Here is a 23002-nt window from a genome sequence, read left to right on the forward strand (position 1 = left end):
GACAGCGAAGTGATTTGACGAAGCGATGGTAAAAAAACTTTCTTGTACTATAAATAATCCGAACTGATTTCAAAAGAATCGTTCGGATTATTTTACGCTTTATTTAGTTTTGGTCCATCCGCTTTCAAATTAAAAATTTCCTGTTATAAATTTCTCTGCCATAGCTTGAGAAACACCTAAAGAAGTTGAATAGGGAGTAAGGGAAGAAAAGCTTACTTCCACATTTTCTTTGTGAAAATTCAAAGTATGGTCTTCAATCGCTTTCCAAACAGGAGCTTCAAGTAACTCCTTGGCTAAAGCGAGTCGATTTCCAATCACTACTTTCTTAGGGTTGAAAGTATTTAAAATGTTACTGATGCCACAGCCAAGATAATATCCAACAGATTCAAATATGGATTGAATATTTTCATTTGTATCGGCTTCCTGTATAAGAACTTCTAAATCTTTTGGAAAGTTAAGAAGCTGTTCCGCTTCTACCAACAATGCTTTTTCTGAAGCATACATTTCCCAGCAGCCCCGGCTGCCACAGGAACATTTACGGCCATTGACCTCAATCATCATATGTCCAAGTTCTCCAGAAAAACCATGTTCTCCCCTGTAGATTTCTCCATTAATAATGGGACCGACGCCAATTCCAATCCCAGCACTTACATATGTCATATTTTGAAGTGGAGCGGATGATGCATGAGTAAACTTTAATTCGCCATAAGCTCCGGCGTTGGCTTCATTCTCAATTGTAATAGGTACTTCAAATGCTTTCTCTAATTCCTCTTTCAGTTCAATGTTTTCCCATTTAAGATTGGGAGCAAGCAGCACAGTCCCCTTATGATTGATAATACCAGGTACTCCTACCCCAATACCTACGATCCCATAGGGAGAAGAAGGTGCATCTTCCATTAATCGTTGAACAATTCTTTTAATAATAGGCAGCATTTGATCAAAATCGTAAACAGAAATGGTCTGTTTCTGTTCGGCAACGATTTCACCTTTTAAATCTGTTAATATGCCTAATATATAGTTGACTCCTAAATTAATACCAATCGAAAAACCAGCTTTCTCATTAAAAAGAAGCATAACAGGTCTTCTTCCACCACTGGAAGTACCTGGACCATGCTCATAAATAATCTGCTCATTGATCAGTTCGGTGGTTAATGATGACACAGTACCTTTCGTAATCCCAAGCTGTTTAGCAACAGAGGTACGTGATAACGGTGCATGCTCAATAATTGTTTGTAATATTTGATTCTTATTTTGTGATTTTATTGTTTGTTGATACCAAGACATAAATGAAGCCTCCCGACTGTTCCGCGTTCTTTTTGTTAATTGTATCATAATCACGGGTTGGATTAAGTTTGGTCAAACAATATACAATGAATTCTATTAATAAAAATAGCACCTTTTTGAGGTGCGCAGTTTCTAAAGAAACAACGTGTTTTCTACAAGCTTTTCGTTCATTTCCGCGGAAGAAGTTTTTTTCTGCAGGGGTCTCTAATAACGGTCTTCAGATGAGTTAGTTTTTTGTTTCTCAACTTTCGTTAAATACTATTAGTGTAGAAAAATCGCAGGAAAATAAATAAAGCTGTCGAAACTTTTCTCGACAGCTTCAGCACCTTCATTGAGATACTTATATAAATTTTAATTTTGTTCTTTATAAATAAAGTAGTCGAAATCGGCATGCAGGCTTTGACCGGATGTATCCTGACATTGCATACCTACAAAGGCTCCTGTGAAGAATCCGCCGCCTTCTACGTAGTCGTCTGAAAGCTTGTACGATTCAAAGGTTAGTGGAATACTGTGCCAGTTGGATCCGTCGAATGAATAGGAATAACTGTAGGTATTTGTTTTTACACTAACACTTAGATATACGTACTCAACCTCGTCTGGAATCACTATTTTATGAGGGAGAGGCTCATCAAAAGTAAAATTATCGCAACTAGTTAAATTTAGAATTCTTCCAAGTTCTTCATCCCATGTAACTTGAAGAGCGGTCCAATTTTTTGTATTGTAGTAGTTTACTAGACCGGCCGCCTGCTGAAAAGTATCAGGCATAAATTTGACTTTTGTTTCAGCGTAAAAATTGAAATGCTGCCATCTCCGGGCGACATATCCCTGTGTAAATTTGGACGTTAATGATTCGCGTCCGTATATTCTTAAGTGGCCAGGTGCCTCATTTAAAGAAATAACTTCGCCTTCTAAAGGGATGCGCAGGGTTTGAAAATCTATATCGAGTTGACCAGAATTGAAATCATCTATTTCAGCTTTTTTCTCCCATATCGTTTCTTCAATAGCAGGGGCTTCAATTGTGACAGAGGGCTGGTTTCCTCCTATTACATATGGCCAGTCATTCTTCCATTCCAACCGTTGAATCGCTGTTTCTCTTCCCAGGGGACAATATCCACGTGGGTTTAATATAGAATCCGATTCATTAGGAAGCGGTCGCCCTGTCAAGTGAACAAGAAACCATTCATCTGTATGGGTTCTTACAAAAGAGGCATGTCCAGCTTTTTGCAGCGGGTTTCTAGGATAAGGCCAGGTTGTAATTAACGGGTTGTCAGGATGGACTTCATATGGTCCGTTTATTTCACGGGACCGCGCAATGGTGGCCTGATGCTCATACCTTGTACCGCCTTCGGCCGTAAGTAAATAATAATACCCATTCACTTTATATAAATGAGGGGCTTCGGTTAGTTTAATGTCGGTACCTTTAAAAATAACCTCTGGCTGACCGACTAGTTTTTGTTCCTCTGTACTATACTCTTGCAATACAATCCCATAAAAATTGTGGTTGCTCTTTCGGTGATCCCAAACCATATTGACCAAATATTTTTTTCCATCATCGTCGTGGAAAAGGGAAGGATCGAATCCTGAGCTGTTTAAGAAAATAGGGTTAGACCAGTCACCGTCTATGGTTTCAGAAGTAACCAGGTAGTTATGAGAATCTTTCCACTGTCCGTCCACGACCTTAACATCAGTATAAATGAGCCAGAATTGGCCGTCATGATAGGATAATGCTGGTGCCCATACCCCGCCAGAATCAGGGTTGCCTTTCATATTTAATTGCGTCAGACGATTTAATGGACGGGAAATTAACCGCCAGTTTTTAAGGTCTTTTGAATGATAGATTCCAACACCGGGGAACCATTCAAATGTGGATACTGCGATATAATAATCTTCTCCAGCTCGACAAATACTCGGATCAGGATTAAAGCCTGTTAGAATCGGGTTTTGAATTGTTGACATTGTGCATCACCTCAAATAATAGATTTTAATGAACGAGTAAAGACTCGTTGTGGACTTGCCCTTTTAAGAAGTTTTCGAAGGAAAAAGCAGCTACTCCTAAAGCGGTTGAGTGAGTATCTAATTCGGAAAAGCTCACTTCCAGCTGGTCCTGTTGAAACCATAGGGCGTTGTTCTTAGTAGTCTCAAGCAGCGGCTGTTCAATCCAGTTTTTAGCCTGTACTAACCGGTTCCCAATCACCACTCTCGTCGGGTTAAATGAATTGATAATATTCGTGATTCCAATGCCCAGGTAGCGACCAATAGAGTGAAATGCATCAATCGCTTCTTCATCCCCGGATTCAGCCCGATGAACCATAGTATTTAGTGAATGATGAACAGCTCCGTCATCTATGGTCAGGGCTTGCTCAGAAGCATACAGTTCCCAGCACCCTTTATTGCCGCAGCGGCATTGTTTCCCATTTCCTTCGATAGTCATGTGGCCGAGTTCACCGGAGAACCCATTTGTTCCTCTATATAAGGAACCATTTAAAATAAGTCCAACCCCTATTCCTACCCCGACACTTACGTAAATGATGTCTTTCTCCCACGTGTGAGGGCTGAATGTCTTTTCCCCGTAAGCTCCTGCATTGGCTTCATTTTCAATTAAAACAGGACATTGATACTCCTCCTCTACGATTTCTTTCAAATTGACATTCTGCCACCCCAAATTTGGAGCCAGAAGGATTTTACCTTGCTTATCGACAGCCCCCGGCACACCAATTCCTATACCTGCAATTTGATATCTAGTTGCTGGAGCAGTAGCGATCAACTGATCGATGACAGAAAAAAGCTTCTGAACAATGTGACTAAAAGATAAATTGCTTAAATGCAGGAATACTTCCTCACAAATATTACCTACCAGGTCTGTACGAATCCCCAATATGTAATTGACTCCAATATCGATGCCAATCGAATACCCTGCATCTTGCTTAAAAAGCAGCATAACTGGACGTCTTCCTCCACTGGATTTCCCCGGTCCTTTTTCATAAATTAACCCTTCATTTAAGAGTTCAGCCACTAGTGAAGAAACAGTTCCCTTATTCAAACGCGTCTTATTTGCAATATCCGCACGTGAAATGGGGGCATAGTTAATAATTGTTTCCAACACTAGCGATTTATTCCCGCTTTTAATGGTGTATTGATTCCAAGCGCTATTTTTCCTCATAGAATTACCCATCGCTTTCAAATTTTTTATAAGTATAGCATAACAAACTTTGTTTATCTACTAGACAAACAAAGTTTTATTTGATAATCTTTTGTTAAACATTCGTTGTTGGATGTGAAAAAGAAAAAATGAAGGGGAGAGCTTACATGAGTAAGAAAGCGGTTACATTATTGGTGATGTTTCTAACGTTAGGCTTATTTGTGGCGGGGTGTGGAGATGAAGAGACAGGAAGCGGCGATTCTGGAGATGGAGAAACAGTTAAGTTTATGCATCTTTGGCCTGAAGGAAGTTCAGCTGAACACAACAGAATTGTAAAAGATATCATAGCTGATTTTGAAGAAGAAAACGATGGAGTAACTATTGATTTAGAAGTACTTAGTAATGAACAGTATAAGGATAAGTTACAAGTTTTATCCACATCCGATGAATTACCAGATGTGGGAATGACATGGGCTGCGGGATTTATGGAGCCATATGTAGAGGGGGGTAAGTTTGCCTCTCTTGATGACATCGTCGAGGGGGATCTTGAGGATACATTTGTAGAAGGAACGACAGAGGCTTATTCCGTTGATGGAACGACTTACGGATTGCCTTTGGAATTAAATACGGCAAATGTATTCTATAATAAGACTATTTTTGATGAGTATGGACTTGAAGAGCCTGAAACATATGAAGAATTTCAAGAAGTAATACAGACACTGGCGGAAAATGGGGAAACTCCAATAGCCTTAGGAAACAAAGATCGCTGGACAGGTTCTCTCTGGTATATGTATTTTGCTGATCGTATTGCAGGACCAGGAGCATTGACTGAAGCGATTGAAGGAGATGGGTCCTTTACTTCCCCTGAGTTAACACAAGCGGCGGAGGAAGTTCAGAATCTTGTAGATATGGATGCGTTTAACAGTGGATTTAACGGCCTTTCAGACGAAGAAGCGAAAAGTATGTTTATGAACGAACAGGCAGCGATGTATTTAATAGCTACTTGGGACCTGCCAAACTATACTACGAATGAAGATGTTCCTCAAGAGTTCAGAGATTCTGTAGGATATTTTGATTTTCCAACAGTTGAAGGGGAAGGGGACATGGATAGTTACGTAGGCGGCCCCGGTGTTGGTCTTTTTGTATCGGAAAACTCAGAGGTTAAAGAAGAAGCTAAAGACTTCGCCTCATTCTTCGTAGAACAATGGGGAGAAAAGTCAGTCACTGAAGCTGGAGTAATTCCGGCTAGTAAAGTCGATCCAGAATCTTTAGATTTACCTGATATGTATGTTGAAGTGTTGAATGATCTTAACAACGCCAGCAATATTACACTGTTCGCAGATGTGCAAATGAGCTCAGACGCTGCAGACGTTCACCTGGATCAAATCCAGGCGTTGTTTGGGAATGAAATAACACCGGAGGATTTTGCCGAAGCCCATGAAGAGGCGTTGTCGGAAGAAGAATAACAAGTAAAAAAGAAGGGCAATCCGATCTTATGATTGCCCTTTATAAAATTAAGGGGGGGATATTATGAATAAAGTAATGTCAAATAAATGGATGATTGCTATTTATATACTGCCAGCTTTAATTTTAATTGGAATTCTAATATTTATTCCTTTGATTCTAACTGCTTATTACGGGTTAATGGACTGGGATGGTATAGGTACGATGGAATTCATCGGTTTAGAAAATTATATAAACGCTGTTCAGGATGTGAAGTTTTGGGATAGTGCCTGGCATTCTTCGTTGCTAGCTGTTTTTTCTACCTTAAGTCTAGGAGTCTACTTAGCAATTTCTATGATTCTTGCATCGAAAATTAAAGGTTCGGATTTGCTGAGGAAGATTTACTTAATTCCTATGCTTCTGTCATCAGTAGCAATTGCACAGCTCTGGATCAAGGTGTTTAACCCTCAGAACGGGGTATTAAACCAGCTCCTTTTAGCCATTGGCGTGGAGACCCCGCCAAATTGGCTTTCAGACCCAGATATCGTTTTATATGCGATATTCATACCCATTCTCTGGCAATATGCTGGTTTTTACATTCTTATATACTATGCAGCCCTAAAAAACATACCAGAATCTTTAATAGAAGCCGCCCGAATTGATGGCGCTACTCCTATACAAATTGCTTATAAAATTAAGCTTCCTTTAATTAAAGGGGTTGTTAAGGTAACGGTTGTGTTGGCTATAGTAGGTTCACTGAAATACTTTGACCTTATTTATGTAATGACCGGCGGCGGTCCGAACGGGGCAAGTGAAGTTATGGCTTCGTATATGTACAAACTTGCATTCAGTACGAATGATTTTGGCTACGGAAGCGCCATCGGTTTCTTGTTACTTATTATTACATTGATAGTGACAGTAATCGTTAGGAAACTAACAGCAGACGAAGAAGAATTACAATACTAAATATAAGGAGGGAGACACATGAACAGACTTGGCTATCTTATTCTCTACATTTGTTTAGGATTGGTGGCATTGTTTCAAATCCTGCCAATTATCTGGCTCTTTCTTTTCTCTCTTAAATCAAACAGGGAAATCTTCGCTGGATCTCCCTTTGCCTTGCCGTCTGAATGGAGATGGGAGAACTACTTGACGGTTTGGGAAGGAGGAATTGGCACCTATTTCTGGAATAGTGTATGGATTACGGTGGTTTCAATCATTTTAACTTCTTTGCTGGCCAGCATGGCGACCTTCGCAATCACTCGTATGCAGTGGAAATTAAGTAAGTTGGTGCTTGGATTGTTTATGGTTGGATTGATGATCCCTATTCATTCAGCTATCATTCCGTTGTTCAGCATGTTTTTAAACGTAAATCTAATAGACAATCCCTGGTCGATTGTCATCACTTATACAGCGTATAACTTACCCATTACGATGATGATTTTACTTGGTTTTTACTACACGCTGCCTCGTGAAATTGAGGAAGCTGCTGTGATAGACGGCTGTTCAATTCATAGAATGTTTTTTCGCATCATTCTGCCGATGACAACTCCAGTTCTCTCAACAATCGTAATCATTAATATGATTTATAACTGGAACGAGTTTGTGTTTGTTAACACTTTTATCAGCTCTGATGGTTATAAAACATTAACGGTTGGCATTCAGAATTTCATCGGGCAGTACATGACAGACTGGGGAGCAATTGGGGCCACCCTCATTATCAGCTTACTTCCGATACTGCTTGCGTTTATTTTCTTCAGCAACAAAGTGGTAGAGGGGATTTCTTCTAGCGCTGTTAAAGGTTAACCAGCTTTTTGGTCAACCCTGTAAAAAGCATGAAGGCCGGCCCACATCATAATAAATGCTGCGGCAGGAGCTCCAAAAATAAAACCGAGAGCAGGAACAAGCCACATTAGTACGCACAGCATGGAGATTGAGAGCATCATAGTGACACTTTGAATAGGGCTGATCAGCATAATTAAAAGTGAATGTTTCAGTACCCTGCCAATTCTCACATCGTAGTAAACGAAAACAGGAAAGACGTAGCTAAGAAACAAAGAAAAGGTGATAAGCAAGGCAAACCAGGGTATATAGAGCCAGCTGAAGCTTTGCCCCAGATATTCTTGAATAAAATATAAATCGATGCCCATTAACGCTGTAATGAACAAGAGCACCAGTCCCAATAAGTTACTTTTCCAAAACTCAGCTTTGAAATAGGTGGAAAAGGCAGAAAACAATCGAACTTCTCTTTTACCCTTCAGCCAGTCGCGCATGATTGAGAAGAGGGCAGCTGTAGCTGGAAATATACCAGCAATGGTGACTCCGGCTAGTGTAAACAAAATCCATAATAGCTGGAGATAAGCAAATCGCGTAATCCATTCCATTATTTTATACAGCTGACTTGAAAATAGATTCATAAACTTACTCCCAACTTTGTTTATTGATTAGACAAAATTCATTATACAAGAAATACAAAGTGGAGAACAAATACTTAGGAGGAATTAGCATGGCTTATTTTACTAACATTGATAAAATTAAATACGAAGGTTCTGACTCTACGAATCCATTTGCTTTTAAATTTTACAATCCGGAAGAAATTATTGGTGGAAAAACAATGGAAGAGTATTTACGGTTTGGGGTGGCCTACTGGCATACGTTCACTGAAGACTTATCCGATCCATTTGGGGTAGGGACAGCTGTCCGGCCATGGGACCAATACAACGGTATGGATCTTGCAAAAGCACGGGTAGAAGCTGCTTTTGAATTTTTTGAAAAGCTGAATGTTCCTTATTTCTGTTTTCATGATGTAGATATCGCTCCAGAAGGAAGCAGTTTAAAAGAGTCTAATGAGAATCTAGATGAGATCACCGCTATGATAAAAGATTACATGAAAGACAGCAAGACGAAGCTGCTATGGAATACGGTGAATAACTTTACTCATCCTCGCTTTGTTCACGGAGCTGCTTCATCAAATAGTGCTGACGTATATGCATATGCTGCGGCTAAGGTGAAGAAAGGGTTGGAAATTGGTAAAGAACTAGGCGCTGAAAACTATGTGTTCTGGGGCGGACGTGAAGGTTATGAAACGCTGTTAAACACAGATATGGGATTAGAGCTGGATAACTTAGGGCGATTTTTCAATATGGCTGTGGATTATGCGAAAGAAATTGGTTTTGATGCCCAATTCTTAATTGAGCCAAAGCCTAAAGAACCGACTTCGCATCAATATGACTTTGATGTAGCGTCTGGCTATGCTTTCTTACAAAAATACGGACTGCAGAACCAGTTTAAATTTAATATCGAAGCCAACCATGCAACGCTAGCCGGGCACACATTCGAACATGAATTACATTATGCCAGGGTCAATGGTTTACTGGGGTCTGTGGACGCTAATCAGGGCCACCCTCTTCTCGGATGGGACACCGATGAGTTCCCGACGGATCTTTACGCGACCACTCTGGCCATGTATGAGATTATCAAAAATGGGGGACTGGGTCGAGGCGGCCTGAACTTCGATGCCAAAGTAAGACGTGGATCATTTGCACCTGAAGACTTATTCCACGCTCACATTGCAGGCATGGACAGTTTTGCAGTCGGCCTTAAAGTGGCACAGAAGCTGCTGGATGACCGTGCACTGGAAAACATTATTGAAGAACGCTACAGCAGCTTTAATGAAGGAATTGGCAAGGATATTGTTGATGGCAGAACTGATTTTCATAAACTAGAAGAACATGCTCTTCAATTAAAGGAGATTCCTCAGCAATCCGGACAGCTTGAGAGAATTAAATCTGTTCTAAACCAATATTTACTAAAAGCTTACGCAGGGGAGTAGTCAGGATGAGTTATGTTATTGGAGTTGATTTAGGTACAAGTGCTGTAAAACTACTGCTGGTAGACCGAAAGGGTACTATTCATTATGAGGTTTCTAAATCATATCCTTTAATTCAGGAGAAAAATGGTTACAGCGAACAAGATCCGGAAGAATGGGTAGTACAGACGAAGACAGGTTTAAAAGAATTAGTAGAAAAAGGTCCAGCATCTAAAGACGAAATTGAAGGTTTGAGTTTCTCAGGCCAGATGCACGGACTGGTTCTATTAGATGAAGAAAATGAGCCATTAAGAAAAGCGATACTTTGGAATGATACACGGACCACTGCCCAGTGTAAAAAGATTTATGATATGGTAGGCGAAAAACAGCTGTTAGAAATCACGAAAAATCCAGCCCTGGAAGGATTTACGTTACCGAAAATCCTCTGGGTAAAAGAACATGAACCTGAGCTTTTTAACCGAGCGAGGTCATTTGTCTTACCGAAAGATTATGTACGCTATCACTTAACAGGTGAATTAGCGATGGATTATTCTGACGCAGCCGGGACGCTTTTACTTGATCTGGGAGCCAATAACTGGAGCGGAGAGATTTGTGAAAAATTAGGAATTGACATTAATCTTTGTCCTCCATTAGTAGCTTCTACCGATCAAACAGGACATGTATTACCGGATATCGCTTTACAAACCGGGCTTTCTGCGTCAGTTAAAGTTTTTGCGGGTGGAGCAGATAATGCCTGCGGAGCAGTTGGATCCGGAATACTGGAAGAAGGAAAGACGCTTTGCAGCATTGGCACATCCGGAGTTGTGTTATCTTATGAATCGAGCAACGAAAAAGATTTCGGCGGGCAGGTTCACTATTTTAACCATGGAGCAAAAGATGCTTATTATACAATGGGTGTCACACTTGCAGCCGGCTATAGTTTGAGCTGGTTTAAGGAGGTTTTTGCCAATGGAGAATCTTTTGAGCAGTTACTTAACCAGGTGGAAACGGTTCCGGCAGGTTCAAATGGATTGATGTTTACGCCTTACGTGGCAGGAGAAAGGACTCCGCATGCCGATTCAACTATTCGGGGAAGCTTCATAGGGATGGACAGTTCCCATACTCGCAAAGAATTTGTACATGCCGTGATGGAAGGAATTACGTATTCATTAAATGAATCAATCGAAATCTTCCGTAATAATGGAAAAACGATTAATCAGGTGATTTCTACCGGCGGAGGTACTAAGAATGAATACTGGCTGCAAATGCAGGCTGATATTTTTAACGCTGAAATTATTAAATTATCAAGTGAACAAGGTCCGGGAATGGGAGCCGCGATGCTGGCTGCCTATGGCTGCGAATGGTTTGATTCTCTTCAGACCTGCGCTGAGGCTTTTGTAGAAGTTGAGCGTTCCTTTAAACCTGAACCGAATAAAGCAGGACAATACGCAGAGTTATTCCCAATCTATCAGGATGTATATGCTCAGACGAAGTCATTAAATGAGCGACTGTCTTATTACAGAAAATAATCGTATAGGTTACTCTGGCCGGAGGGACAGGGTAACCTTTTATATGCTTAAGGAGGTCCAATAAATGAAATACAATCAATTAGGCAAGACAGATTTAAAAATTAGTGAATTAAGCTTTGGGACATGGGCAATCGGCGGCAGCTGGGGGAAGACGGATGATCGTGCTGCGCTCGCAGGTCTCCATAGGGCCATGGATGCGGGTGTCAATTTCTTTGATACCGCTGATGTATATGGAATGGGGCACAGTGAAGAGCTGCTGGCTGAAGCAACTCAAGGAAAAGAACATGAAGTGAAAATTGCCACAAAATTTTGCCGTCAAGGTGATATTGAGGACCTGGCTACTTATTCAATGGAACAGGTTTCTGAATATTTAGAGGAGAGCCTAAGACGATTAAACCGGGAATATGTGGACTTATATCAAATTCATTGTCCCCCTCTAAGTGTGCTCAAAGAGGGATCGGTATTTGACGTGCTTGAGAATTTGAAGCAGCAGGGCAAGATAAGATATTACGGGGTAAGTGTTGAAACGGTCGAAGAAGGTTTATATGTGCTGGAACATACAGATGCAAGTGCATTGCAGGTTATCTTTAACTTATTTAGACAAAAACCATTGGACGAGCTATTTCCTAAAGCAATAGAAAAAGAAACAGGAATTCTTGCTCGAGTACCGCTTGCGAGCGGCTTACTAACAGGGAAATTCAACCAGAATCATACATTTGACACAGATGATCATCGTCACTTTAATCAGGAAGGTGCTGCTTTTAATGTGGGAGAGACGTTTGGCGGCTTAGAATTTAATAAGGGAGTAGAATTAAGCCGGAAGTTAAATTGGATAGCAAAGGATCGTGGAAACATGACACAGGCTTCTTTAAAATGGATAATGCAGCAAAAAGGTGTCACCAGTGTCATACCAGGTTTCCGTAATGAGCAGCAAGTAGAGGATAACCTGAAGGCGCTCGCAGTAAAAGGTTTCTCTGCTGGGGAAGAAGAACTGCTGCGGGCGTTTTACAAGGATGAAGTTCACAGCCATGTTCGTGGTGCTTATTAATTAAATAAGCGTACTTAGTTTTCAATTGACCTGGGGCGCTGTAAAATTGTTGTGCCGATATCAATCTTCCGCTGATGAAGGGACAGTCTCCTCCTAACGAAGGGTATGGTACCGTGACTAATTGATTATTATAGGCTGTTTTCATGCAGGTTTATGATTTTAAGCTTAATTCAGCAACAAAGACGTTTAGCGTTTTGAAATAAATGTATGTAGACTTCTGCAAGACCAGAAACCAAGTAGAGCCCGTTTTCCCGGATAACTGCTAAAAGCAGGCAAAACGACCGGATGAAGGTGGTTTTCCCCTCCACAGGTCGTATTACTTATGTAGCAAGTGTTTGGGCACTGAGCAGGATGCTGCTCTACAATGAAAATTATCCACAGTTTGGAATTTTATGATTTCCTTGAACTAAAAAAGAATGTCCATTTTCTCGACAGTCTGAAGAAAAAGACAGTAGTAAAATCGTGGCCACTGAAGAACGGCACGATTTCAAGTGAAGTGTAAAAATAGAGGCGTGTTGAACGAAGCAATCGTTCAACACGCCTCTATCTTTTGATATTAAAAAGTACTTCCCCTCTTATTTCTCCATGAGCTTCATCATTCTCTTTAGATTAACGGTGAATACCGCCACCGCTCCTTGTACACGCATGCCTCGGGAGACCCGGAGATGAGGCAGTCTCATATCCGTGTCTATGCTTCAACTCGCTATTCTTCGCTTCAATTTCAATTTTATATCGTTCTTTTGCTTTTTCTTTAAAGGATTCGCTGTTCTGGAATGCTGGTTGGTTTTGGTGATCCTGATTTTATGGAAACGGAATTATAGTCCCTCAAATGGACTGGAGTTCATGGATAATTGTCGGTCTAACATCCAATCCCTCCCTTTTAAAATCACTCTTTTTCGTTTTACCTCTGTTAAGGCCCCGATAAGCAATTCGTGAGAAGCAACAACAAACTTTAAAAGCAGAAAGGACTTATTCAATGGCCTCGAGTAAAATCCTGTCATTTTTACATCGTTTTAAATGTGAAAATGGTTTGTCTTTCATAGGTTTCTCCTGCCTTTAAACAGACCGAGGGAAAACCATCATGATGAAGGGAGGCAGGTGAAGCTTGAGTTTCAAGACATAAACCTAAATGTTTTTTCCATTGAGAATGAGCTAATTTACGTCCATCTGTTAAATTGTTTCCCGTGTAGAAAACCAGTCCTTGTTGATTGGTTTGAAGCTCAAGTATTCGACCACTCTCTTCATCTTTTACAACAGCATGTTTGTTACTGTTTGGATTCAAAAGGAAATAATGGTCAAAACCGCCGTTAGCCAGTTGTATTTGTTTATCACTGGAATGAAGAAGTGGTTCGAGCGGGGCACTTTTTCGTAAGTCAAACACCGTGTTGCCAACATCCAATATCTTTCCGGTTGGTATAAGGTTTTCATCTAGCTCGACGAATCCGTCACTGTTTATTTGCACCTCGTGATTCCCAATAGTACGTTGCATATTCCCGCTTAAATTAAAGTAGCTGTGATTAGTCAGTGTAATGGGAGTATCGTGGTCACTTACCGCACTGTAGTCGATGATAAGCTGGTTATTATTATTCAGGGTATAGGTGACTGCAGCTGTAATATTACCCGGGTACCCGCCTTCCAGGTGAGGACTTCGATAAGTAAACACAACTCCTGCTGAGTCCTCTGTTTGGAAGGGAGAAGCGTCCCACTTCTTCGTATGAAATCCCCTGTTTCCTCCGTGTAGAGAGTTTACACCATCATTTTGGTCCAATTGAAATTCTTCGCCGTTTATCTGAAAAGATGCTGCTTCAATTCTCCCGGCTACTCTTCCTATAATTGCTCCAAAATAGTTAGGGTCTTCTATGTAATCCTCGTAATCTTGATAGGAAAGTACAACATTTTCTATTGTTCCCGTTTGGTCAGGCACATTTATTTCAGTAATGATCCCTCCCTGATTTAAAGCTTGAACTGACATTCCGTGACTGTTGGAGAAGGTGAAGGTTTTAAAGTCGTTAGATAAATGATCTTCTTTTATGTTCATTTTACATCCCTCCGTATATTTTACTAGTTTCCTCTATTATATATAAAAAAAGTAATAGATAGGTAATCATCTACCAGGAATTCAACAAATTTAGTTTTAACAGAGTAAATTTATGGTTGTTTTTTCAGAAATTTTGAAATAGTATGGTAATATGACATACTAACTAGTTAGTATGTAAGCAGTTGTCTCTTTGACTTAAAGTTGAAGAAATCAATAAGGAATGAGGTCGTTGTATGCATTTACGGTTAACTGATGAACAGCAAATGGTACAGGAAACTATACGTAAGTTCGTAGAAAAAGAATTAATTCCTTTAGAAAACGACGTGCTCCGAAATGAAAGAGAAGGGAAACCGAGTCTTCCTCCAGAGCAGCTGCAAGAGCTTCAGCTGAAAGCGAAGGAAGCGGGATTCTGGGGAATTAACACACCAGAAGAATATGGCGGTGCTGATTTAGGACAAATGATGATGGCGATCGTTTTAATGGAAGTATCTAAGACATTCGTGCCTTTTCAATTTGGAGGATCAGCAGACAATATTTTATATTATGGCAATGAAAGCCAAAAACAAGAATATTTATTGCCTACAATAAATGGAGAGAAAAAATCATGTTTTGCCATGACAGAACCCGGAGCAGGGTCTGACACCCGGAATCTTAAAATGACAGCAGTGAAAGATGGGGGTGAATGGGTGTTAAACGGGGAAAAAACCTTTATTACGGGTGGAAATGAAGCCGACTTCGTCATGGTCGTGGCGATTACGGATAAGGAGATGCACGAGGAATCAGGAGGACGAAGAGGAGTAACTTGTTTTATCGTTGATCGAGAGATGGGATGGAAATCGGAATATATTCATACGATGGGCGAGTGGGGACCTGCCGCGATTGTATTTGACGATGTCCGGGTTCCTGAGAGAAATATATTAGGGGAAGTAAATGGAGGTTACGACCTTGGGTTAGAATGGATCGGTTTCGCTAGATGGATTGTAGGGGCGCGGGCGGTCGGGGCTGCTGAACGTCTATTAAAAATGGCGGTCGATTACTCCAAGGAGCGGGAAACCTTCGGGAAGCCGATATCGACCAGACAGGCGATCCAATGGCAGATCGCAGATTCAGCTGTTGAAATTGAAGCAGCTAAATGGCTTGTACTTAACGCCGCATTTACCCTCGATCAAGGAGAAGATAACCGTCATGCAGCTTCCATGGCGAAGTTATATGGAGCGAACATGGGCAATCGCGTAGTTGACCGTGTTTTACAAATTCATGGCGGAATGGGTTATACGAGAGAGCTCCCGATTGAACGATGGTATCGAGAAGCCAGACTGTGGAGAATTTACGATGGTACAGATGAAATACAGCGTTTAATCATTTCAAGAAATCTCTTAAAAGGACATGTGAAAATAGGTTGATCTTACACTGGAGGGAAGATTACGATGGGAAATAGATTTAAAAACAGAACAGCATTTGTAACTGGAGGGAGCCGGGGAATTGGCAGAGGAATTGTTGATCGGTTTGCCGAAGAAGGAGCCAAAGTAGCGATTATCGATATCAATGAGGAAGCGTTACAAGAAGCTGAACACGAGCTGAGGGACAAAGGAATAGACGTGTTTACTCAAGCCGCAGATGTGATGGAAGCAGAGGAAGTAGAAGCTGCTGTGAAATCGGCTCATGAGCGGTTCGGATCCATCGATATTCTCGTAAATAATGCCGGAGTCATTCGGGACAACATGCTGTTTAAAATGACGGATGGCGACTGGGACACAGTTATGAATGTACATTTAAAAGGATCGTTTAATGCTGCCCGGGCCGCACAGAAATATATGGTGGAAAACAAATATGGCCGCATCATTAATATCTCCTCCACTTCGGCTTTAGGGAATCGCGGCCAGGCTAATTATGCCACTGCCAAGGCTGGCTTACAAGGATTTACGAAAACGCTTTCAATAGAACTTGGGCGGTTCGGCATTACATGCAATGCTGTAGCACCAGGATTTATTGAAACAGAAATGACGAAACAGACAGCAGAACGTATAGGTGTTTCATTCGAAGATTTAGTAAAGGCCAGCGTAGAAAAAATTCCTGTTGCGAGAAGTGGGAAACCTGAAGATATTGCTAATGCTGTAGCTTTTTTTGCTGATGAAAAATCATCTTTTGTCAGCGGGCAGGTAATGTATGTAGCAGGCGGACCTAAAAATTAAAGGAAGGTGGTCATATGTTAACTGACAGTATTGGAAAGCGATCGGAGAAAGTAAAAAATACAGTTGAAAGAGGAGCTGTGAAAAAATTTGCCGAGGCTGTCGGGGATCTTCACCCTATTTACGTTTGTGAGGAAACCGGACGGCAGTCACGGTATAAACAGAATATTGCTCCTCCTACTTTTCCAAGAGTGTTCGATTATGGAACGATTGGAGCTCTTAACCTTCCTGAGAAAGGTCTAATCCATGGGGAGGAAATTTATCACTATGAACGGCCATTAAAAGTAGGAGAAGACATTCTCTGTTATTCCGAAGTGAAGGATTATTATGAAAGAAACGGAAAAAGCGGGGAAATGGGCTTTTTATTATTAAAAAGATATGGCGAAGACCTTGAAGGCAACCTTATTTTCACAGAAGAACAGGTAGTCATTATTACAGAAGCCGTTCGAAGGGAGATGAGGGTGTGAATGCTTTAGACGAACTGCGGATTGGTGAATCTCTGGCTGAAGTGACATTGTCTCCTGTTACGAGACTTGATTTGATTAAATATGCTGGCGCTTCAGGAGATTATAATCCCATTCATACGATTGACGAAGAAGCGGAAAAGGCAGGTCTGCCTGGTATTATTGCACACGGTATGTGGACGATGGGGAACCTGGCCAAGCTCTTTACTCCTTATTATGAAGAAGCGTTTATTCAAGATTACTCAATTCGATTTAAAGGGATGGTTTTCTTAGAGGATGTACTGACTCTTCAAGCGGAGGTGACGGATCATACCGATAACACAATAAATTTTAACGTAAAAGCTGTAAACCAGGAGGACAAAACAGTAATCAAAGGGAAGGTTGTCCTTAGCAGGTATACGTAATCAGACAAAGGAGGAAGGGGAATGCATATTAAGCAATTGTTCGACCTCTCAGGCAAAACAGCCATTGTAACGGGCGGAGGGAGAGGACTTGGCAAGCAGATTGCAGAAGGCTTTGCCGAATCAGGAGCAAATGTAGTTGTTTGCTCAAGGAAAGAAGAAGCATGCCGGGAAGTAAGTGAGAGTTTGGAAGAGCTCGGAGTTGAAACAATGGCACTGAAGTGTGACATTACAAACCCTGAAGATATCGAGTATGTGGTAAGAAAGACCACGGAACGCTTTGGAGTTATTGATATCTTAGTCAATAACAGCGGAGCTACCTGGGGGGCGAAAGCAGAGGAAATGCCGCTTTCCGCCTGGCAGAAGGTAATGGACGTTAATGTGACGGGAACCTTTCTCATGTCGCAGGCTGTTGGAAAAGTCATGCTTAAGCAAGGAGGCGGTAAGATAATTAATATTGCTTCAGTGGCAGGTTTAAAAGGGTCAAATCCGGAGTACATGGATACAATCGGCTACAATTCAAGTAAAGGAGCGGTCCTTACATTCACAAAAGATTTAGCGGTGAAATGGGGACCTCGGGGAATTTATGTAAACGCTATCGCTCCGGGGTTTTTCCCGACAAAAATGTCTAAAGTGCTGATTGAAAAAGGGGAAGATGCCTTCCTTAAGAGCACCCCCTTACGCAAATTCGGTTCGGAAAATGATTTAAAAGGGGCAGCTGTTTTTCTTGCTTCTTCAGCATCTGATTATATGACGGGTGATGTGATGGTAATTGATGGAGGATCCCATGCGATGTAAAGGAGTGGACTAATGAGTCGAGAAGCAGTTATTGTATCAGCGGTCAGAACAGCAATAGGAAAGCAGGGAGGGACGCTTGCTTCTATCCCGGCCCATGTACTTGGAGCCGAAGTAATTAAGGAAAGTGTGGTTCGTGCAGAAGTCGAACCAGAACAAGTGGATGACGTCATTTTTGGTAATGTGTTAAGTGGAGGAGGAAATATAGCACGATTATCAGCTCTGGAATCTCGTCTTTCTTTAAGTCTGCCTGGACTAACAATTGACCGCCAGTGTGGTTCGGGATTAAACGCTGTCAATCTGGCAGCCCAGGCTGTTCGCGCTGGAGAGGGCGATGTTTATGTAGCCGGCGGTACAGAGAGTATGAGTCGTGCCCCTTATTTGATGGATCGGCCTGAGAAGGCATTCAGCCCTGTGCCACCTCGTTTCCGAAAGTCACAGCTTTCTCCGGAAGATATAGGAGATCCTCCTATGGGAATCACCGCTGAGAATTTAGTCGTAAAATATAATATCTCAAGAGAAGAGCAAGACGAATTTGCGTATGAAAGTCAACGGAAAATGGCCCGCGCCATGGAGGAAGACCGTTTTAAAGAACAGATTAAGGCTGTTACGGTATCCAGGCGTAAAGGAAATTCTGTTCTGTTTGATAAAGATGAACATCCTCGTCCACAGACAAACATAGAGGGGCTGGCCAGTCTTAACCCTGTATTTACAGAAGGGGGAACGGTTACTGCAGGAAATAGTTCGGGATTAAATGATGCTGCTTCAGCTCTTGTAATAATGTCACGGCAGAAAGCTGATGAACTAGGAATAAAGCCTTTAGCAGTGGTGAGAGAAAGTGCCGTAGCAGGGGTAGACCCGAATATTATGGGAATCGGTCCCGTTCCGGCTGCGAAAAAAGTGATGGAAAAAGCCGGGCTGATGTTGGATGATTTCGATTTGATTGAGATAAATGAAGCCTTTGCAGGACAGGTACTGGCTTGTAATCGGGAATTGGAAATGGATTTAAAGAAAGTGAATGTAAATGGAGGAGCAATTGCTCATGGCCATCCACTTGGGGCCACAGGAGCGATTCTTGCGACGAAGACCGTCTACGAGTTGATTCGGTCAGGAGGGAAATATGGTCTCATAACAGCTTGTATTGGCGGTGGTCAGGGAATCGCTACAATCATTGAGCGTTTTTAACATCTAGTAAGCAATTTAGGTATGATATAATTTTAGCGCCGGTTGAGGCGTGAAAATCAATAAAATGACTTATAACATACTTAAATGAGAGGAATTTTTTTATGAGACAAAGGCTGATTGAATCAGGCATTAACTTATTTGATGAAAAGGGGTTTACTGAAACATCAGTTGAAGATATTACAAAAGAGCTTCAAGTAACCAAAGGAACGTTTTACTACTATTTCAAAAGTAAGCAGCAGCTCCTAAGGGACATTCACTTAGGCTATATTGAGTACTTGCTGAACAATCAAGAAGAGATTCTTAAAGACCCCGGGAAAGATAGTAAAGATAAGCTCCGCGCTACAATTTATATGATTATCCACAGTATTCAAAGCCAGAAAAAGAGTGCAAGAATATTTTTTAGAGAAATGCGTAATCTTGCCCCTGAGTATTTAAAGCAGAATATGGAGAAACGTGATTTATTTAGAAAAAATGTCCAGAGGATTGTAGAAGAGGGTGTGAGAGAAGGCTGCTTTGAGGAAAACTTAAATACCGATATGATTACACGGGGAATATTAGGAGTTACTAATTGGAGTTACTACTGGTTCAACCCTGAAGGAGAGGTCTCAGATGAGGAACTGACCGACATTTATCTGGAAATGATTTTAAATGGAATTACTAAGAAATAACCAGTTTTAATAGGAGGGGCCTGGGAATGAAGCATGAAACTGTTACAAATGTCCGTTTTTGTGAAACGGATGCGGCTGGTCATGTGAATAATACGAGTTATTTCATTTATCTAGAAGAGGCCAGGGGGAAGTTTTTTCAATCGATTCTGAAGGACTATCAGACCTTCGGCCGTTTTATAATTGCTTCTACTCATTGTGACTTTGTCAGCCAGGCTTATTACAATCAGGAATTAGTTATCTCTACCTGGATATCTAAGATAGGAAATAAGAGTTTTCAATTTAAACACGAGATAAGAGTAAAGGATTCAGACACGTTGATTGCTGCGGCAGGAGCCGCAATCGTTTATTTTAATTACAATGAGCAAACAAGCGAACCAATACCAGCTGAATTCAGGAAGCTATTAGAAGGCCAGCTTGTTGCCAGTTAGAATGGAGAGGATGGTTTGCAGCGATTTACGGATTGTGTAGCTGTAGTAACAGGTGCAGGAAGCGGAATAGGTGCACAGACGGCTGTTCGATTAGCACAGGAAGGCGCAAAGGTTATACTTGCCGGAAGAACACTTTCTAAGCTCCAGTCTACAGCAGACTTGATTAATAGGTCTTCTGAGAACGCTGTGTCTGAAATTTTTCAGACGGATGTAACAAATGAAGAAGACGTACAGAAGCTTACTACTTTCGTTAATCAAAAATACGGTAAGCTTCACGTTTTGATAAATAATGCAGGAGTCTCCGGCAAATCAAGAATTTTAGAGCTTAATGCAAGTGAATGGGATCGAATTCAGGAAACAAACTTAAAAAGTGTGTTTCTCGTTTCGAAACATTTAGGAAAACTGATGATGGAAACAGGAAGCGACCACTATCCTGCGATTGTCAATGTTGCTTCTCTTTCCGGTCATAAAGCGGGAGCTATGATTCCTCATTACAGTTCTTCTAAGGCAGCAGTTATTAACTTTACTAGAGCGTTGGCCGCCGAACTGGCGCCATACGGGATACGTGTGAACTCAGTTTCCCCGGGGTTTGCAGAGACCCCATTAACCGCTGATGGATTAAAAAACAAGCGGTTTGAAGAAGCAATTATTAAAAATACGGCCCTGAGAAGAGTGGGAAGTTCTGAGGAAATCGCTAATGTGATTGTGTTTGCCGCATCTAAAGAAGCTTCATATATGACAGGCTCTGACTTACTTGTCGATGGTGGATGGCTGATCACCTAGAAATAAAAATGTGTTACTCATTTTTTAAAAGGAGAGGGATTCACTTATGCTAACGAAACATTTTGAATTCTGGCCGAAGCTTACGAAGTCTTTAACTCTTCCCGAGACGACACTTTACGATAACCTGAAGGTCTCGGCTGAGCGTTACCCTCAGCAGCAGGCGGTGTATTATTATGGAAATACACTGACCTACCGCCAGTTAATTGATGAAGTGGACAGCATGGCAGGCTATCTACAGGAGTACCTTGGGGTGACAAAAGGGGAAAAGGTGCTGCTTTTCATGCAAAATTCTCCACAGTTTATTATTAGTTATTACGCGATTCTAAGAGCCGGCGGGGTAGTTGTACCGATCAATCCTATGCTGAAGTCAAATGAGCTGGAATTTTATATTAAAGATTGTGAGATTCGAAATGGAGTGATTGGTCAGGAGCTGTTCGGTGAAGTAGAGCCGCTGACTCACACGACGACACTGCAGCACCTTGTCCTTGCAGCTTATTCTGACTATAAAGGAGATAGCTTTGAAGGCGTCCCTGCTGAGGTGGATGCTCCGAGGGAGAACTTTGACAACCCTCGATACCACTTGTGGGATCACGTACTCAACACAAAGGTTCAACCTAAAGCACATAAGGGTGAAGCCGATGATCTTGCCGTTCTACCATATACGTCGGGCACGACCGGTTTACCTAAGGGATGTATGCATACAAATCGAACAGTGCAGGCAAATACAATCGGCGCTTATTATTGGGCACGATCTACACCTCAATCCAAAAGTCTTATGACCTTGCCTTTGTTTCACGTAACCGGGATGGTTCACAGCATGCACATGCCTATCTTCAGTGGAAGCACAATGGTTATCATGACGAGATGGAACCGTGAAACAGCGCAAAAACTTATCAAAGAACAACAATGTACACACTGGGTTACCATTAGTACAATGCTCGTTGATTTCTTGGCCAATCCTGCTTTAAAAGCCGAAGATCTTACTTCATTAATTGGTATTTCTGGTGGAGGAGCTGCATTTCCTAAGGCACTAGGTGAGAAGCTTTATAAATTAACCGGATTAGAGTTTACGGAAGGATACGGACTCTCAGAAACGATTGCACAAACGCATTTTAACCCTCCTGAACGACCAAAAATGCAATGTCTGGGCATCCCATCATTTGATGTAGATTCGCGGATTATCGATCCAGTTGATCAAACTGAAAAAGAGGCCGGGGAAATCGGTGAGATTATAGTGAATGGTCCTCAAGTGATGATCGGCTATTACAATAGACCGGACGAAAATGAAAGCGCTTTTATAGAAATAGAAGGCAAATCATTTTTTAGAACAGGGGATATTGGCCGTTTTGATAAAGAAGGCTATTTTTATATTGTGGATCGTGTGAAGCGGATGATTAATGCATCTGGGTACAACGTGTGGCCGACCGAAGTGGAGTCTCAATTATATCATCATGAAGCGGTTGAGCAAGCCTGTGTGGTTGGCATTCCTGACCCGAGAAAAGGAGAAGAAATTAAGGCGTTTGTTATTTTGAATGAAAATTATGAGGGTGAAATTACCGAAGAAGAAATTATTGCCTGGGCTAAGCATCAAATGGCTGCTTACAAATATCCAAGGATTATTGAATTTAGAAAGGAATTTCCTACAACAGCCAGCGGTAAAATATTGTGGCGGAAGCTTCAAGAGGAAGAAGTGGAGAAGTTTGAGGAAACTAAAAAATAGAGCATCGCTGATTGGCAGAGGTGAACGCTCCATTCCATCCGCAACATGCTGACTGGTTAGTAAGCTGTGGGTGGACTCCT

At 41.4% G+C, this 23002-nt stretch carries 22 protein-coding genes and 1 pseudogene; 17 read left to right on the top strand and 6 right to left on the bottom strand.

The features are described 5' to 3' along the window. Positions 1-129: 129 nt before the first annotated feature. From C1A12_RS05750 to C1A12_RS05760, 3 genes are all read right to left on the bottom strand, one after another. On the bottom strand, positions 130-1284 hold the full coding sequence (locus tag C1A12_RS05750; RefSeq protein ID WP_101842872.1) for an ROK family transcriptional regulator: 1155 nt from the start codon (positions 1282-1284) through the stop codon (positions 130-132). A gap of 351 nt (positions 1285-1635) precedes the next feature. Next, positions 1636-3240 (bottom strand): glycoside hydrolase family 43 protein, encoded by a 1605-nt coding sequence (locus C1A12_RS05755; protein WP_101842873.1) that lies wholly within the window; start codon positions 3238-3240, stop codon positions 1636-1638. 25 nt (positions 3241-3265) lie between these two features. Next, complete coding sequence (locus C1A12_RS05760) at positions 3266-4444, bottom strand: ROK family transcriptional regulator (protein ID WP_101842874.1); 1179 nt, start codon at positions 4442-4444, stop codon at positions 3266-3268. Positions 4445-4590: 146 nt separating this feature from the next. On the opposite strand from C1A12_RS05760, the gene C1A12_RS05765 reads away from it, so the two are divergent. The 3 genes from C1A12_RS05765 (at position 4591) to C1A12_RS05775 (ending at position 7672) form a co-directional block, all read left to right on the top strand. Then, positions 4591-5889, top strand: coding sequence for an extracellular solute-binding protein (locus C1A12_RS05765; RefSeq protein WP_235001541.1), 1299 nt, complete (start codon positions 4591-4593; stop codon positions 5887-5889). 64 nt (positions 5890-5953) lie between these two features. Continuing rightward, positions 5954-6832, top strand: coding sequence for a carbohydrate ABC transporter permease (locus tag C1A12_RS05770; RefSeq protein WP_101842876.1), 879 nt, complete (start codon positions 5954-5956; stop codon positions 6830-6832). A gap of 18 nt (positions 6833-6850) precedes the next feature. Beyond that, complete coding sequence (locus C1A12_RS05775) at positions 6851-7672, top strand: carbohydrate ABC transporter permease (RefSeq protein ID WP_101842877.1); 822 nt, start codon at positions 6851-6853, stop codon at positions 7670-7672. On the opposite strand, the gene C1A12_RS05780 is transcribed toward C1A12_RS05775, so the two are convergent. Beyond that, positions 7669-8283 carry a YesL family protein gene (locus C1A12_RS05780; protein WP_101842878.1) on the bottom strand — a complete coding sequence of 205 codons (615 nt, stop codon included), beginning with the start codon at positions 8281-8283 and terminating at the stop codon, positions 7669-7671. The genes C1A12_RS05775 and C1A12_RS05780 overlap by 4 nt on opposite strands. A gap of 89 nt (positions 8284-8372) precedes the next feature. Between C1A12_RS05780 and xylA the strand changes: the two genes are divergently transcribed. The 4 genes from xylA (at position 8373) to C1A12_RS21050 (ending at position 12753) form a co-directional block, all read left to right on the top strand. Further along, positions 8373-9698 (top strand): xylose isomerase, encoded by a 1326-nt coding sequence (xylA, locus tag C1A12_RS05785; protein WP_101842879.1) that lies wholly within the window; start codon positions 8373-8375, stop codon positions 9696-9698. 5 nt (positions 9699-9703) lie between these two features. Next, positions 9704-11203 (top strand): xylulokinase, encoded by a 1500-nt coding sequence (xylB, locus tag C1A12_RS05790; RefSeq protein WP_101842880.1) that lies wholly within the window; start codon positions 9704-9706, stop codon positions 11201-11203. Between the two features lie 64 nt (positions 11204-11267). Beyond that, positions 11268-12251, top strand: coding sequence for an aldo/keto reductase (locus C1A12_RS05795; protein WP_101842881.1), 984 nt, complete (start codon positions 11268-11270; stop codon positions 12249-12251). Between the two features lie 364 nt (positions 12252-12615). After that, positions 12616-12753, top strand: a complete 138-nt coding sequence (locus tag C1A12_RS21050) for a hypothetical protein (RefSeq protein WP_159462147.1) — start codon at positions 12616-12618, stop codon at positions 12751-12753. 73 nt (positions 12754-12826) lie between these two features. On the opposite strand, the pseudogene C1A12_RS21340 reads toward C1A12_RS21050, so the two are convergent. Continuing rightward, a pseudogene (locus C1A12_RS21340) lies at positions 12827-13043 on the bottom strand (transposase); the annotation flags it as partial. A gap of 211 nt (positions 13044-13254) precedes the next feature. Then, on the bottom strand, positions 13255-14289 hold the full coding sequence (locus C1A12_RS05800; RefSeq protein WP_101842882.1) for an aldose epimerase family protein: 1035 nt from the start codon (positions 14287-14289) through the stop codon (positions 13255-13257). Between the two features lie 233 nt (positions 14290-14522). On the opposite strand from C1A12_RS05800, the gene C1A12_RS05805 reads away from it, so the two are divergent. From C1A12_RS05805 to C1A12_RS05850, 10 genes are all read left to right on the top strand, one after another. Beyond that, the gene (locus tag C1A12_RS05805) at positions 14523-15692 is read left to right on the top strand and encodes an acyl-CoA dehydrogenase family protein (protein ID WP_101842883.1); all 1170 of its coding nucleotides are present in this window, start codon (positions 14523-14525) and stop codon (positions 15690-15692) included. A gap of 24 nt (positions 15693-15716) precedes the next feature. Further along, complete coding sequence (gene fabG, locus C1A12_RS05810) at positions 15717-16481, top strand: 3-oxoacyl-ACP reductase FabG (RefSeq protein ID WP_101842884.1); 765 nt, start codon at positions 15717-15719, stop codon at positions 16479-16481. 14 nt (positions 16482-16495) lie between these two features. After that, on the top strand, positions 16496-16945 hold the full coding sequence (locus C1A12_RS05815) for a MaoC family dehydratase N-terminal domain-containing protein (protein ID WP_101842885.1): 450 nt from the start codon (positions 16496-16498) through the stop codon (positions 16943-16945). After that, positions 16942-17346, top strand: coding sequence for a MaoC/PaaZ C-terminal domain-containing protein (locus C1A12_RS05820; protein ID WP_101842886.1), 405 nt, complete (start codon positions 16942-16944; stop codon positions 17344-17346). Before C1A12_RS05815 ends, C1A12_RS05820 begins: the two co-directional genes overlap by 4 nt. 21 nt (positions 17347-17367) lie before the next feature. After that, the gene (locus tag C1A12_RS05825) at positions 17368-18141 is read left to right on the top strand and encodes an SDR family oxidoreductase (protein ID WP_101842887.1); all 774 of its coding nucleotides are present in this window, start codon (positions 17368-17370) and stop codon (positions 18139-18141) included. A 12-nt stretch (positions 18142-18153) separates the two neighbouring features. Beyond that, the gene (locus tag C1A12_RS05830; RefSeq protein WP_101842888.1) at positions 18154-19323 is read left to right on the top strand and encodes a thiolase family protein; all 1170 of its coding nucleotides are present in this window, start codon (positions 18154-18156) and stop codon (positions 19321-19323) included. Positions 19324-19424: 101 nt separating this feature from the next. Further along, entirely contained in the window at positions 19425-19991 is a 567-nt protein-coding gene (locus C1A12_RS05835) for a TetR/AcrR family transcriptional regulator (RefSeq protein ID WP_101842889.1), read from the top strand. Positions 19992-20017: 26 nt separating this feature from the next. Further along, positions 20018-20419, top strand: coding sequence for a thioesterase family protein (locus C1A12_RS05840; protein ID WP_101842890.1), 402 nt, complete (start codon positions 20018-20020; stop codon positions 20417-20419). A gap of 15 nt (positions 20420-20434) precedes the next feature. Beyond that, entirely contained in the window at positions 20435-21202 is a 768-nt protein-coding gene (locus C1A12_RS05845) for an SDR family NAD(P)-dependent oxidoreductase (RefSeq protein WP_101842891.1), read from the top strand. A 46-nt stretch (positions 21203-21248) separates the two neighbouring features. Continuing rightward, positions 21249-22922, top strand: a complete 1674-nt coding sequence (locus C1A12_RS05850) for a long-chain-fatty-acid--CoA ligase (RefSeq protein ID WP_101842892.1) — start codon at positions 21249-21251, stop codon at positions 22920-22922. Positions 22923-23002: the final 80 nt, after the last annotated feature.

Source organism: Halobacillus sp. Marseille-P3879 (assembly GCF_900240285.1).
Lineage (GTDB): Bacteria > Bacillota > Bacilli > Bacillales > Halobacillaceae > Halobacillus_A.